12 protein-coding genes are annotated in these 14,013 nt (G+C 33.1%); 10 read left to right on the top strand and 2 right to left on the bottom strand.

What is annotated here, in order from left to right; genetic code table 11:
* Position 1: 1 nt before the first annotated feature.
* Positions 2 to 1,030, top strand: a complete 1,029-nt coding sequence (gene holA / locus RYL55_RS01360; protein ID WP_315006617.1) for a DNA polymerase III subunit delta — start codon at positions 2 to 4, stop codon at positions 1,028 to 1,030.
* A gap of 66 nt (positions 1,031 to 1,096) precedes the next feature.
* Here holA and rpsT read toward each other — a convergent pair whose 3' ends face one another.
* The gene (rpsT, locus tag RYL55_RS01355) at positions 1,097 to 1,351 is read right to left on the bottom strand and encodes a 30S ribosomal protein S20 (RefSeq protein ID WP_315006615.1); all 255 of its coding nucleotides are present in this window, start codon (positions 1,349 to 1,351) and stop codon (positions 1,097 to 1,099) included.
* A 224-nt stretch (positions 1,352 to 1,575) separates the two neighbouring features.
* Here rpsT and RYL55_RS01350 point away from each other — a divergent pair, with 224 nt between their 5' ends.
* The 7 genes from RYL55_RS01350 (at position 1,576) to RYL55_RS01320 (ending at position 10,321) form a co-directional block, all read left to right on the top strand.
* On the top strand, positions 1,576 to 2,499 hold the full coding sequence (locus tag RYL55_RS01350; RefSeq protein ID WP_315006614.1) for a Fic family protein: 924 nt from the start codon (positions 1,576 to 1,578) through the stop codon (positions 2,497 to 2,499).
* Positions 2,500 to 2,581: 82 nt separating this feature from the next.
* Positions 2,582 to 4,558 (top strand): excinuclease ABC subunit UvrB, encoded by a 1,977-nt coding sequence (gene uvrB / locus RYL55_RS01345; RefSeq protein WP_315006613.1) that lies wholly within the window; start codon positions 2,582 to 2,584, stop codon positions 4,556 to 4,558.
* 15 nt (positions 4,559 to 4,573) lie between these two features.
* Positions 4,574 to 5,179, top strand: a complete 606-nt coding sequence (locus RYL55_RS01340) for an MmcQ/YjbR family DNA-binding protein (RefSeq protein ID WP_315006611.1) — start codon at positions 4,574 to 4,576, stop codon at positions 5,177 to 5,179.
* 79 nt (positions 5,180 to 5,258) lie between these two features.
* Complete coding sequence (locus tag RYL55_RS01335; protein WP_315006609.1) at positions 5,259 to 6,254, top strand: aspartate-semialdehyde dehydrogenase; 996 nt, start codon at positions 5,259 to 5,261, stop codon at positions 6,252 to 6,254.
* Between the two features lie 296 nt (positions 6,255 to 6,550).
* Positions 6,551 to 8,284 carry an ABC transporter ATP-binding protein gene (locus RYL55_RS01330; protein ID WP_315006607.1) on the top strand — a complete coding sequence of 578 codons (1,734 nt, stop codon included), beginning with the start codon at positions 6,551 to 6,553 and terminating at the stop codon, positions 8,282 to 8,284.
* Between the two features lies 1 nt (position 8,285).
* Positions 8,286 to 10,031 carry an ABC transporter ATP-binding protein gene (locus RYL55_RS01325; protein ID WP_315006605.1) on the top strand — a complete coding sequence of 582 codons (1,746 nt, stop codon included), beginning with the start codon at positions 8,286 to 8,288 and terminating at the stop codon, positions 10,029 to 10,031.
* Positions 10,032 to 10,102: 71 nt separating this feature from the next.
* Positions 10,103 to 10,321 carry a hypothetical protein gene (locus RYL55_RS01320; RefSeq protein ID WP_315006603.1) on the top strand — a complete coding sequence of 73 codons (219 nt, stop codon included), beginning with the start codon at positions 10,103 to 10,105 and terminating at the stop codon, positions 10,319 to 10,321.
* A gap of 92 nt (positions 10,322 to 10,413) precedes the next feature.
* On the opposite strand, the gene RYL55_RS01315 is transcribed toward RYL55_RS01320, so the two are convergent.
* On the bottom strand, positions 10,414 to 12,357 hold the full coding sequence (locus RYL55_RS01315) for an ABC-F family ATP-binding cassette domain-containing protein (protein ID WP_315006601.1): 1,944 nt from the start codon (positions 12,355 to 12,357) through the stop codon (positions 10,414 to 10,416).
* A gap of 255 nt (positions 12,358 to 12,612) precedes the next feature.
* Here RYL55_RS01315 and RYL55_RS01310 point away from each other — a divergent pair, with 255 nt between their 5' ends.
* Complete coding sequence (locus tag RYL55_RS01310; RefSeq protein WP_314110454.1) at positions 12,613 to 13,248, top strand: redox-sensing transcriptional repressor Rex; 636 nt, start codon at positions 12,613 to 12,615, stop codon at positions 13,246 to 13,248.
* Between the two features lie 338 nt (positions 13,249 to 13,586).
* On the top strand, positions 13,587 to 13,778 hold the full coding sequence (locus RYL55_RS01305) for a hypothetical protein (RefSeq protein WP_020991260.1): 192 nt from the start codon (positions 13,587 to 13,589) through the stop codon (positions 13,776 to 13,778).
* The last annotated feature ends 235 nt before the right edge of the window (positions 13,779 to 14,013 follow it).

Raw genomic sequence — 14,013 nt, 5'->3', positions numbered from 1 at the left:
AATGGAATTTCAAAAGAAAATAGAAGAAATTAAATCGGGGAAATTGTCGCCCATTTATATAGTTCAAGGAAAAGAAGAGTATTTACAAAATTGGGCAAGGCAAGTGTTTTTAGAATCCGTAGTGGCTCCTGAAGATCAAGAATTAAATGTTGCTCGATTTATTATGGAAGAAATTTCTGTTCAAACAGCTGTTGAAGATGCAGAATCTGTCCCATTTTTTGGAGATAGACGTCTAGTGATGATTGACAAACCATATTTTTTAACAGGTGAAAAAGAAAAAACAAAAATCGATCATCAACTTGAAAGATTACAGTTTTATTTAGAAAATCCATTAGACTCTTCTGTCGTTGTATTTTTTGCACCATATGAAAAGTTAGACTCTCGTAAAAAAATCGTGAAGCAATTAAAAAAAGTAGCGGTCTTATTAGATGCTTCTTCTTTAGAAGAAAAAGATGTAAGAGCGATGGTTCAACATAAAGTACAAGAACAGGGCGTTTCGATGGAAACTTCTGTATTACAGTTATTTTTAGAAAAATTACACTATTCTCTAACTGATGCGATGAGAGAAATTGATAAGTTAATCTTATCAGCCATGGATACGAAAGTGATTGATAGTGACTTAGTGGCAACATTAGTTCCAAAAAGTTTAGAACAAAATATTTTTGAACTAGGAGAAGCCGTCCTTCGAAAAGATAGTAAAGTAGCGATTGAAATTTATCGAGATTTATTATTACAAAAAGAAGATCCGATTAAAATGAATGCCATTTTATTAGGGCAATTTCGCTTGTTATTACAAGTAAGCTACTTACAAAAAGAAGGCTATCACGAACCTGAAATGCAAAAGGTATTAGGGATCCATCCATACCGTGTAAAACTCGCTCTAGGACAATCTAGAAAATTTTCGATTGCTTTATTAGAAGTAGCGTACCGTTCATTAGTAGAAACGGAGTATGCATTGAAAACAGGACTTGGAATAAAAGAATTGCAATTAGAAATATTTATTTTGAAGTTTTGTCAAAAGAGTGCATAGCAAGCAGATTGAAATGAAAATAAAAAAGTACAAAAAAGGCCCGAGAATCATTTCTCAGGCTTTTTATTATTTGCTTAATTTTGAAGCAAGACGTGATTTATCACGAGAAGCTTTGTTTTTGTGGATTAATCCTTTAGAAGCAGCTCCGTCGATTGCTTTGTGAGCAGCACGTAATAATTCTTCAGCATTTTCAGCACCTTCAGCTAATGCAGCTTCAAATTTTTTGATAGCAGTACGCATAGCAGAAGTTTGTGAGTTATTTGCTAGTGTTGACTTTTTGTTTGTACGAACACGTTTGATTTGTGATGCGATATTTGGCAATGGGTTCACCCCTCTTTCTTACATTTATATAATCACTGATCAGTTGTCTCCAACAGGAATTATTATACAAAAGTCCTTATAAAAATGCAAGTCTTGCGATGAAATAGAATATTTTCATGTGACATTTATTGTATAAATGTTAAAAAGATTGAAGTTATCGCTTATAAAATCTTTACTTTTTAAATATTTTTTGAAATAATAAGTAAAGAAATTAGAGGTGAAATATGTATCAATATAACGGCTTATTACAATTATTAAAGCAAAAGCAATTAAATAAATCAGAGTTGACAAAAATTCTTCATATTTCTTCTAGAACAATTGCAAAAATTTCAAAAGGGGAAAAACTTTCTCCAAGAGTCATTCGAAAACTTTGTGACTATTTTGATTGTGCGGAAGAAACTCTTTACACTGTTGTTCCTAACAATCCAATTCTTAGACAGTTAAGGGAAGAGAAGGATTTTGGGATTTCTGGAGGGATTTATCATGAGTTACAAATACGTATGACTTATAACTCGAATCATATTGAGGGAAGTCGTTTAAATGAAGAACAAACGAGGCATATATTTGAAACGAATACCCTGTTTAGTGAAGAGGCTGTCAGTGTAGATGACATTATTGAAACAGTGAATCACTTTCGAGCAATAGATTACTGTATTGAGATGGCAGAAGAAGCATTAACAGAAGAAATCATCAAACGGTTACACTATTTGTTGAAAAGTAGAACAAAAGATGAAACACTTTCTTGGTTCAATGTTGGAGAGTATAAAATACGTCCAAATGTAGTAGGGGGAATTGGAACTTCATCTCCGAATAATGTAGTAAATGATATTCAACAGTTACTAAAAAAATATCATGAGAAAAAACAGATTAGTTTTGAAGATATCGTAGAATTTCATTTTCAATTTGAAAAAATTCATCCATTTCAAGATGGAAATGGTCGAGTAGGACGATTGATTGCCTTTAAAGAATGTCTGAAACATTCATTGATTCCATTTATTATTGAAGATAAAAAGAAATTTTATTACTATCGAGGATTAAAAGAATTTCTCGATAATCCGAATTACTTAATCGATACTTGTTATGATGGACAAGATACGATGAAACGTCTGTTGGAATATTTTCAAGTGGAGCTTCCGATAGAACCATAATCTAGATAGAGAAGTTACTCTGGTTTGTTTTCCATATCGAGCATGCTATACTAATTAGGAATATAGAAAAAGGAGTGGAAGAATGGATCATTTTGAATTACATTCTCCCTATCAACCGCAGGGAGATCAACCACAAGCGATTAAAGAATTAGTCTCTGGAATTTTAGAAGGAAAACATGAACAAACCTTATTAGGAGCAACTGGAACGGGTAAAACTTTTACGATTGCTAATGTTATTAAAGAAGTGAATAAGCCTACTTTAGTATTAGCTCACAACAAAACATTAGCGGGGCAGTTGTATGGAGAATTAAAAGAATTCTTCCCGAATAATGCCGTAGAATATTTTGTATCATATTATGATTATTACCAACCTGAAGCCTATGTTCCTTCTAGTGATACGTATATTGAAAAAGAATCTAGTGTCAATGATGAAATTGACAAATTACGCCATTCTGCTACAAGTGCTTTGCTTGAAAGAAGAGATGTTATTGTAGTGGCATCTGTTTCATGTATTTATGGATTAGTAAACCCTGAAAACTACCGTGAACATGTATTATCTTTACGAGAAGGAATGGAAGTAGAACGGAATCAGTTATTAACTCGATTAGTAGAAATGCAATTTGAGCGAAATGATATTGATTTCCGAAGAGGTAGTTTTCGAGTGAGAGGAGATGTTGTAGATATTTTCCCTCCAGGTCACGATTCTTCTGCCATTCGTGTGGAATTTTTTGGCGATGAAATTGAAGCGTTAAAAGAAATTGATGTTTTAACAGGAGAAGTGAAAGCTACCGTAGAACATGTACCTATTTTCCCAGCTGCCCACTTTGTATCGAATGAAGATGAAATTAGTCGGGCAGTTGCTACGATCAAAGCAGAATTGAAAGAACGTTTAGATGAATTAAGAGAAAATAACCAATTATTAGAAGCACAACGATTAGAACAACGCACGAACTATGATATTGAGATGTTACTAGAAATGGGTTATTGTAACGGAATTGAAAATTACTCAAGACATATGGATGGAAGAAAACCTGGTGAAGCACCGTATACCTTATTAGACTTCTTCCCTGAAGATGCATTATATGTTGTGGATGAGTCGCATATTACCATGTCACAAATTAGAGGTATGTTTAATGGAGACCGAGCTCGTAAAGAACAATTAATTCAATATGGATTCCGATTACCGAGTGCTTTGGATAATCGACCATTACGATTTGAAGAATTTGAAGAAAGAATTCCACAAATGATTTATGTTTCTGCAACACCAGGGCCTTATGAAATGGCTCATACTCCAACCGTTACAGAACAAATTATTCGACCAACAGGTTTGTTAGATCCATTAATTGAAGTTCGACCAATTAATGGACAAATTGATGACTTAATTCGTGAAATTCATGACCGAATCGAAAAAAATGAACGTGTATTTATTACGACATTAACGAAGAAAATGTCAGAAGATTTAACGGATTACTTAAAAGAAGTCGGCATTCGTGTGAAATATCTTCATAGTGATATTAAAACATTAGAAAGAACAGAAATTATTCGAAATTTACGTCTGGGCGAATTTGATGTATTAGTCGGCATTAACCTATTAAGAGAAGGGTTAGATGTTCCGGAAGTATCTCTTGTTGCCATTTTAGATGCGGATAAGGAAGGATTTTTAAGAAGTGAACGTTCCTTAGTTCAAACAATTGGACGTGCCGCAAGAAATGCGAATGGACGAGTGATTATGTATGCTGATAAGATTACAGATTCTATGAAATATGCTATTGATGAAACCAATCGCCGTAGAACTATTCAAGAAGCTTATAATAAAGAACATGGAATCACTCCAAAAACGATTCATAAAAATATTCGTGATTTAATTGCAATTACTCATGCAGTTGAAAAAGAAGAAACACCTAAGACTGATTTCAAACAAATGACGGCTCAACAAAGAAGAGAAGCCATTGAAGTGATGGAATTAGAAATGCGTGCTGCAGCGAAAGACTTGAACTTTGAAAAAGCGGCACAACTTCGAGATATGATATTAGAACTTCGAGCGCAATATAAATTATAGGAATAAGGATAAAAAATGAAATGGACATTAACTTCTGATTTAAAAGAATATGAAGGGAAAATAATTCCTAGCAAAATAGATGGGTTTTATTTTTATATTGTGAGTACTTCGGTTGAAAAAGGTTTAGAAATCATTGTAAAAGATGAATTTCATGAACGATATTCTTTATTTGATGTGACAACTACAAATAGTAAAATTGTACAACAATTAAGGCAAGAAGCGGAAGAGATGGTATTTCAATGGTGTTATTCAGTGGATACATCTTTAGTAGCTTTAAAAGAAAAATGGAATCATTGGATATTGGAGAATGTTACGCCTTATTCAGCAATGCCCTTTAAAAAATCAGCAGCTACAGTATACAATGTGAAAGAAAACGGAAAATGGTATGCATTAATGATGGAAATGCCATTTAGTAAATTGGGAATTACAAGTGATGAAACTGTACTGATTTTGAATGTGAAGATTTCTCCAGAAGAAAAGGAGACTCTCCTTCAAAAAGAGGGAGTGTTTGAAGCATATCATATGAACAAAAAGCATTGGATTTCGATTGCATTGAATGTTTGTAAGGATGAAGCATTCATTCGAAAGTGTATCGAAAACAGTTACAAATGTGTTTGTTAGAAGGACAAATTCTTTACATTTTTAGAAACATTCGATATAATTTTCATCACATAGACTTATAGTAAAGAGGAGATTCATTATGGTAAATATTGCAATTGTAGGTGCAACAGGTGTTGTAGGTACAAAAATGATTGAAAGATTAGCAGAAAGTAACCTTCCAGTGGAAAATTTATACTTATTAGCTTCTGCACGTTCAGCAGGGAAAGTATTACAATTTAGAGGAAAAGATTATGTTGTTGAAGAATTAACAGAAAATTCTTTTAAACGTGATATTGATTATGCGATTTTCTCAGCTGGTGGAGGAACTTCATTAAAATTTGCTCCAATTGCAGAAAAAGATGGCGTAATTGTCATTGATAATTCAAGTGCATGGAGAATGGATCCTGAGATTGACTTAGTAGTTCCAGAGTGTAATGCACCAACATTAGAAAGAAAAATTATTGCGAATCCAAACTGTTCTACAATCCAATCAGTAGTGCCATTAAAACCACTAAATGAAGCGTTTGGCTTGAAGAGAGTCGCTTACACAACTTATCAAGCAGTATCTGGTTCAGGACAAGCAGGGATTAATGATTTAGTCAATGGAGAAAAAGGATTAGCGCCAACAAATTATCCTCATCCAATTTATAATAATGTATTACCGCATATTGATGTTTTCTTAGAAAATGGTTATACAAAAGAAGAAATGAAAATGATTCAAGAAACTCGTAAAATTTTAGGGTTAGATGAATCAGTGGCAATTACTGCAACTTGTGTGCGTGTGCCTGTTATGAATTCACATTCAGTAGAGATAAATGTTACTTTTGAAAAAGATACTACTCCAGAAGAAATTCGTGAAATTTTATCGAAAGCTCCTGGTGTTGTAGTAGTGGATAATCCTGCTAATAATGAATATCCAACACCTTTAATGGCAACTGGTCATGATGAAGTGTTTGTTGGAAGAATTCGTCGTGATATTTCTCAACCAAATAGTTTCCATATTTGGTGTGTGGGGGATAATATTCGTAAAGGTGCAGCAAGTAATGCAGTACAAATTGCGGAGTTAATTGAAGAGAAAGAACTACGTAGAAAATGACTTTTCTGAGGTAGCACTAGGACGCCAGAAGCCCCTTTCGGGTCTCTTGGCTAAAAATTGAGCCTGGGTCTCAATTTTCCCTGTACTAGAAGCCGAGTTGGCTTCTAGTACTCGTGCTACTGTGAAAAGTCATTTTTTACTTGGGACGTGTTGTAATGGGGAGACGTTTGGAAGTAGGGTCTTTCGGGAAATAGTATCATTTGCTATTTTCCGAAAGTTTTTTTATGTCCTCATTTGCATTTTTTATAGACTTTGTTACAATTTAATTGAGAAATTTCAATTTAAGGAGTAAGTTTTTGAAGACATTATGGAAATATGCTAGCTATTATAAAAAAGAAAGTTTGCTAGCACCTTTATTTAAATTGTTAGAAGCGAGTTTTGAATTATTTGTACCCTTAGTGATGGCGCAATTAATGGATGTTGGAATTGCTCAAAATCGCCCGTCCTATATTTTAACAATGTGCGGTTTGTTAATTCTTCTTGCGATGATAGGTTTAATCGTTTCGATTACTGCACAGTATTTTGCTGCTAAATCAGCGACTGGTTTTGCTAAGAAATTACGTTATGCTTTATTAGAAAAAATTACAACATTAGATTTTTCAACCATTGACCAACTTGGAACGGATTCACTTATTACAAAAATGACAAGTGATATTCAACAAGTTCAAATAGGTTGGAATTTATTTTTACGCTTATTACTTCGCTCACCTTTTGTAGTTTTAGGTGCAATGATAATGGCGTTTATTGTAAATGTACAAGCAGCTTGGGTATTTGTTGTGACAATTCCTGTTTTATCCATCATTATTTATACGATTTTATTAAAAACGATTCCCCTATTTACAAAAGTACAAGAAGGAATGGATCGTATCACTCAAAAAACAATGGAAAATTTAACAGGAGTGAGAGTTCTTCGTGCGTTTAATCGAGTAGAAATTGAACAAAATACTTTTCAAGCTGAGACAGATGCATTAGCGAATCAACAAAAATTCGTGAGTCATCTATCGAGTTTAACCAATCCGATTACAATGATTATCATTAATATTGCGATTATTGTGTTATTACAATTAGGAGCAGTACAAATTGATACAGGAATCCTAACAAAGGGACAAGTGATTGCCTTAGTCAATTATATGTCGCAAATTTTATTAGAGCTTATTAAATTAGCAAATTTAACCATTCAAGTGACACGTTCCATTGCAAGTGGTAAGCGAATTGAAGCAATATTGACGATTGAACAACCTGATGAGTTTGCAGAAAAAATGGACAGCTTCTCTTCAAAAGAAGAGACAGATATTGTACTTTCATTTGAAAATGTTTCGCTTAAATATGAAGGAGATAGTCATGAAGTGTTAGAAAATTTAACGTTTTCTCTAAAAAAAGGCGAAACTTTAGGTATTATTGGTGGAACAGGAAGTGGGAAAACTTCACTAATTTCATTGATTCCTAAATTTTATCGACCAACCAATGGAACGATTCGTATAAATGGTCAACCCATAGAAACGATTCCAACAGAAGAATTAAGACAGAAAATAGGAATTGTTCCTCAAAAAGTAGCTTTATTTAGAGGAACGATTGCTGAAAATTTAAGATGGGGAAAATCTGATGCTACAACTCAAGAATTATATGAAGCCTTAGAAATAGCCCAAGCAAAAGAAATGGTTGAACAAAAACCAAACCAATTAGAGTATGTATTAGAACAAGAAGGAAGAAATCTATCCGGTGGACAAAAACAACGCTTGACGATTGCGAGAGCAATTGTTAGAAGACCAGAGATTTTAATATTAGATGATAGTTTTTCTGCTTTAGATTATGCAACGGATGCAGCCTTAAGAAAAGCCATTTCAAAAGCTCCGTTTAAACAAACAACTATTATTGTCTCTCAAAGAGCGGCTTCAGTGATGCAAGCTCATCAAATCATTGTGATGGAAAAAGGAAAAATCGTAGGAATTGGAACTCATGAAGAGTTACTAGAAACAAATGCGATTTATCAAGAAATAACGGCCTCACAATTTCAAAAGGAGGAACAGTAGTATGAAGCATGAAAAAATGGAAGTGTATAAAAAATTATTTCCTTATTTAAAAAACTATAGTGTTCTCTTACTATTTTCTCTCTTTTTAGCAATGGTGAGTGTGTTATCTAGTGTATGGATTCCAAAAGTCATCGGTCAAACAATTGATGCGATGATAGGAGTGGGAGAAGTACAATTTTCCATTGTAACAAATGGCTTATTATGGATTTTTGTGCTAGCACTCATTAGTATGGTGAGTCAATATGTGATGAGTTTGTGTCATAATCATATTGCTTATGGTATGGTGAAGTCATTGAGGGATGATATTTTTATTCATTTATCTAAAATGCCCTTAAGTTATTTAGATTTAAAAGCCCATGGTTCTCTTCAAAGTATTGTTATTTCGGATACAGAACAAATGGCAGATGGATTGTTATTAGGATTTTCTCAATTATTTACAGGAATCTTAACGATTATCAGTACATTATTTTGGATGTTTAGTATTCAACTAACAATGACAATCGTTGTGCTTCTTTTAACACCTATTTCCTTTGTTGTTGCCTCCTTTATTGCTAAAAAAACATATGATTTATTTCATGACCAATCAACATTAAGAGCGGAACAAACAGCCTTTACTCATGAAACGATTACTGGAATAAAAGTAGTTCAAGCGTATAGTCAAGAAAAAAATGTATTAGAAACTTTTGATAAGATGAATGAAAATTTGGCGAACCGTTCTTTAAAAGCCATTTTTTATTCTTCGATTACGAATCCAGCAACTCGTTTTGTGAACAGCTTAGTGTACACAGTAGTAGGATTAGTGGGAGCATTTTTTGTGTTGAAAGCTCAGCTAAGTATTGGACAATTGGCAGCATTTTTAACGTATGCGAATCAGTATACAAAACCTTTTAATGAAATTTCAGGTGTGATGACTGAGTTTCAAAATTCAATTTCGTGTGCAAGCCGTGTATTTGAATTGATGGAAGAGCCTGTTGAATCTGAAGAAGGAAAAGAAATAGATTTACCAGAAATGATTAAAGGAGAAGTTTTATTTGAACAGGTGTCATTTTCTTACCAAAAAGACCAATCGCTGATTGAGGATTTTTCTTTAGAAGTAAAACCTGGAGAAAAAATTGCGATTGTTGGACCAACTGGAAGTGGTAAGAGTACATTGCTTAACTTATTAATGCGATTTTATGAAGTTGATAATGGAAATATTACAATTGATGGCATATCCATAAAAGACATGAGCAGACAGCAATTGAGACAATTATTTGGAATGGTGTTACAAGAAACATGGTTGCAATCGGGGACCATTCGAGAAAATTTATTATTAGGAAATCCTAATGCAACTGATGAAGAAATTCAACAAGTATTAATGCAATGTCAATTAGATAAAATGATTGAAAAGCTACCACAAGGATTAGAAACACCTCTTCAACGACAAGGAGAAGACTTCTCACAAGGACAGCGACAACTCTTGTCCATTGCTAGAGTAATGCTAAGCCAGCCATCGATGCTCATTCTTGATGAAGCGACTTCTTCCATTGATACAAGAACAGAGTTGAAAATTCAACAAGCTTTCCAAACATTAATGAAAGGGAAAACAAGTTTCATTGTGGCTCATAGACTTTCAACGATTCAAAATGCAGATAAAATATTAGTGTTGAAAGATGGACAAGTCATTGAACAAGGAACACATGAAGAATTGATTGCAAGGCAAGGGTTTTACCAACATCTTTATCAAAGTCAATGGATGAATGAGTAAGAGTTTATTTTAATAGAATAATTTTATACAATGAATATAAATAGAAATTTAAAAGAAAGGAAATGACTGTGATGACGGTGAAAGAAGAACTAAAAAGGATTTTAAACCATCTAAATGTCGATGAGTTAGATGATGAACAAGCAAATGCTTTGGTTTCGCTTATTTCTTTATTCCAAGATAGTGTCATTCCTACCAAAGAAGAATTAAATACTATTCATAAATATGAAGAGGGCGATATGGAATTTGTTGATTTTGAATCATTCGCCAATGAAATGGGTTTTGAATATTAAGATTTCATGTTAACCAAAAAGACTTTTCTTCAGTAGCAGACATGTCGTAAGCTACGAGGAAAAGTCTTTTGATTTTTATTTGAGAGAAGTCATTAAGATTGGAATTCTTCTAAAGCTAAGCTTGCTTCTTCCCATTCCATCATTACTTCTTCTAATGATTCATTTAATGTTTGTAAAGTTTGTTGAAGTTCACTAGAACGAGTAGGATTCGTATAAACTTCTTCTAATGTTAATTCTTCGTGAACGGAAGAAATTTCTTGTTCGATTTGATGAAGTTTTTCTTCTAGTTGTTCTACTTGTCTTGTCAGAGTACGAAGTTGTTTTTGTTCTTCTTTTGAACTTAAGTAATTTTTCTTAGTATCGGTTAAAGCTACTTTTGTTTGAACGACAGGAGTGGATTCTTCTTGTTTTAAGGCTTCAAGCTCTTGTTTCTTTTCAATATAGTAATCGTAATCTCCTAAATACAAAGTACTTCCTTCAGGAGTGATTTCTAAAATAGAAGTTGCCACTTGATTAATGAAATAACGGTCGTGTGAAACAAAGCAAATTGTTCCATCATATTCAATGAGTGCTTGTTCAAGAACTTCCTTACTGTCGATATCTAAGTGGTTGGTTGGTTCGTCGAGTAATAAGAAATTATCATGTTCTAATGAAAGTTTTGCTAAAGCAAGTCTTGCTTTTTCTCCCCCACTTAATTGAGCAGTGGATTTTTCTACATCTTTTCCTGAAAATAGGAAACTTCCTAAAATCGTACGAATATCTTTTTCGGGCATCGTCGTATGTCGGCTCCAAAGCTCTTCTAAAACGGTTGTTTTAGAATTTAGACCAGTTAAATTTTGATCATAGTAACCTACTTGAACATTAGCTCCAAATGAACTTTCTCCTGCAATCCATGGAATTTCTTGTATTAGAGATTTTAATAAAGTTGATTTTCCGATTCCATTTGGACCCACAATCGCAATTGCTTCTTGTTTGCGGATGTTTAAATTAATTGGCCCCGCTAGCGTTCGCCCGTCATATCCAATAAAAGCATCTTGCACATTTAAAACTTGATTCCCAGATTCTTTTTGAACAGAAAATGAAAAACGAGCAGATCGTGAATCTGACTGTGGTTTTTCGATTCGTTCCATTTTTTCTAATTGTTTTCTACGAGACTGTGCTCGTTTCGTAGTAGAGGCACGAACAATATTTTTCGCAACAAATTCTTCTAATTTTTGAATTTTCTCTTGTTGTTTTTCATAAGCTTTCTGTTGTAGTAAGAAACGATTTTCACGTTCAGTTACATAGTATGAATAATTGCCCTTATAATATTCACAAGTGTGATGATGAATTTCATATACTTCTTGACAGACTTTATCTAAAAAGTATTGATCGTGACTGACAATCAGTAGTGATACAGGTGAAGATTTTAAGTAATCTTCTAACCATGTTAATGTTTCAATATCTAAATGGTTGGTTGGTTCGTCTAAAATTAAGAGATCATGTTTTTCTAATAAAATTTTAGCTAAGGCTAAACGAGTTCTTTGTCCACCGGATAATTGTTGAATAGGTTTATCATAATCTTCAGGATAAAATTGGAATCCATGTAAGACAGATCGGATTTCTCCTTCATAGCCATAGGCATTTATCTTATTTAATTGTTCTTGTAAATCGTCATAGCGAGCTAATGTTTGTTGGTAGAGTGATTCATTGGCTAATATATCTGGATTTCCTAATTTATCAGCTATTAAAAGAGCTTCTTTTTTTAGAGCTTCGACTCCGTTAAATAATTCAATCATTTCTTCCCAAATGGTATTTTCAGAATCGACTGAAGCATATTGATCTAAGTAACCAATGGAAAGGTCTTTTTTCTTACTCACCATTCCTAAACTAGGTTCTTCAATTCCTGCTAAAATTTTTAATAATGTTGATTTTCCTGTTCCGTTTCTTCCCACTAATGCAATACGAGAACGTTCTTGGACTTCAAGGGAAATATTTTCAAATAGTACATCTGGGCCAAAATGTCTCGCTAGCCCTTGTCCTTGTAATAAAATCATGTCATAATCCTCTTTCTATGCAGTTTCAAATTTATTCTATCATACATATGGTAAGTACAAAAGTTTTTAATGTTTTTTTGTAAAATGTAAGATTGAGAAAAAATCACAATGTTCACGAAAAGTATAAATTCTGAACATTATGTATAATAAATTTTACAAATGTAATAATTTATGTAAAAACAAGCATATTGTTTGTGAAAATTATGAAACTTATGCTAAAATGTCTATGAAAATTGATACAAAGGAGATTGAAAAATGAAAAAAGTTGAAATTCCAAAAGCTACAGCAAAGCGCTTGGCAATTTATCATCGTTATTTAAGATTTTTACATGATGCAGGGAAACGTCGTATTTCTTCAACAGAATTAAGTGAAGCAGTAAAAGTTGATAGTGCAACAATTCGTCGTGACTTCTCATATTTTGGAGCGTTAGGAAAGCGTGGTTATGGTTATGATGTGGAGTATTTATTAGACTTCTTCAGTCAACAATTAAATCATGATCGTTTAACAAATGTTGCTTTAGTTGGAGTGGGTAATTTAGGTCAAGCTTTATTAAACTATAATTTCCATCAAAGTAATCATGTGAGAATTAGTGCTGCATTTGAAGTAGACGAAGGTATGGTAGGTAAAATCGTGAGTGGAGTACCTGTTTATTCTATGGACGATTTGGTTGAACAAATTCGTGTACAACAAATTCAAGTGGCGATTTTAACAGTTCCTCAAGAGGTTGCTCAAGAAACTGCTAATTTATTAATCGAAGCTGATGTTCGTGGTATTTTAAACTTTACACCGCTTCGTTTAACTGCACCGGATCATATTCGTGTTCAAAATGTTGACTTAACAAATGAATTGCAAACTTTGATTTATTTCTTAGACAATAACAATAATAACTAATTGTAGAAACATCTTGTAAATGTGGAGAGCATTTATGAGATGTTTTTTTGTCGTAAATGACTTTATCTTATAGTAGCAGAGAGGACGCAAGCAGCCTCGCAAAAGCGAGTCTCATTGCTAAACTTTGAGCCTAGGGTCTCAAAGTTTCCTGTAATAGAAGTCGGAGCGACTTCTATTACTACTGCTACTATGAAAAGTCATTACTTGTTTGATGGAAGGTAATAACGATTTGATGTGGAGTACGTGAAGCGTAAATGATTCTGTTGACAGATAGTTGATTTAGAATTACAATCAAGTTAGTTAATTAACTAATTTGATTATGAAAGGGGAGATGGCATATGTTTAATATAAAATGGAATGGTAATCAAGTAATAAAAGAAACAACATCAGGATTGTTTAAAAAAGAAATTGGGTACAATGAACAAGTAATGAAAGAACAAGAAAAATTAAAAGTTATGAATGCGCATACAGGTGGAGGGACTTCTTCATCTACACCATCTTCTTCAGAACCAAGTATTGTGATGTTTTAATTTTGTTACTATTTTAACAGTACATTTAAGCTGTAACATAGATTACCGAAGCTATGTTACAGCTTTTTATGTTTATGAAATGTGGAGGGTTTTATGAATTGTTATATTGACAAAAGGTGGTAACTAGAATATCCAATTATGGCTATAATGAAATACTTACATATATTTAATTGATGAGAAAAGCAGATGATATACAAAGTAAAAAAAGCATATTACAAGAACTATCGAAAAATAT

This window comes from uncultured Granulicatella sp. (assembly GCF_963515615.1).
Lineage (GTDB): Bacteria > Bacillota > Bacilli > Lactobacillales > Aerococcaceae > Granulicatella.
Note: the sequence above shows the minus strand (reverse complement) of the source record. Positions and strands in the feature narration are given on the sequence as shown.

Excerpts from the sequence above, each read along its gene's own strand:
- RYL55_RS01320 (WP_315006603.1), top strand. The coding sequence starts at position 10,103 with ATGACGGTGAAAGAAGAACTAAAAAGGATTTTAAACCATCTAAATGTC.
- RYL55_RS01340 (WP_315006611.1), top strand. The coding sequence starts at position 4,574 with ATGAAATGGACATTAACTTCTGATTTAAAAGAATATGAAGGGAAAATA.
- RYL55_RS01325 (WP_315006605.1), top strand. The coding sequence starts at position 8,286 with ATGAAGCATGAAAAAATGGAAGTGTATAAAAAATTATTTCCTTATTTA.
- uvrB (WP_315006613.1), top strand. The coding sequence starts at position 2,582 with ATGGATCATTTTGAATTACATTCTCCCTATCAACCGCAGGGAGATCAA.
- RYL55_RS01350 (WP_315006614.1), top strand. The coding sequence starts at position 1,576 with ATGTATCAATATAACGGCTTATTACAATTATTAAAGCAAAAGCAATTA.
- RYL55_RS01335 (WP_315006609.1), top strand. The coding sequence starts at position 5,259 with ATGGTAAATATTGCAATTGTAGGTGCAACAGGTGTTGTAGGTACAAAA.
- RYL55_RS01315 (WP_315006601.1), bottom strand. The coding sequence starts at position 12,357 with ATGATTTTATTACAAGGACAAGGGCTAGCGAGACATTTTGGCCCAGAT.
- RYL55_RS01305 (WP_020991260.1), top strand. The coding sequence starts at position 13,587 with ATGTTTAATATAAAATGGAATGGTAATCAAGTAATAAAAGAAACAACA.
- RYL55_RS01310 (WP_314110454.1), top strand. The coding sequence starts at position 12,613 with ATGAAAAAAGTTGAAATTCCAAAAGCTACAGCAAAGCGCTTGGCAATT.
- holA (WP_315006617.1), top strand. The coding sequence starts at position 2 with ATGGAATTTCAAAAGAAAATAGAAGAAATTAAATCGGGGAAATTGTCG.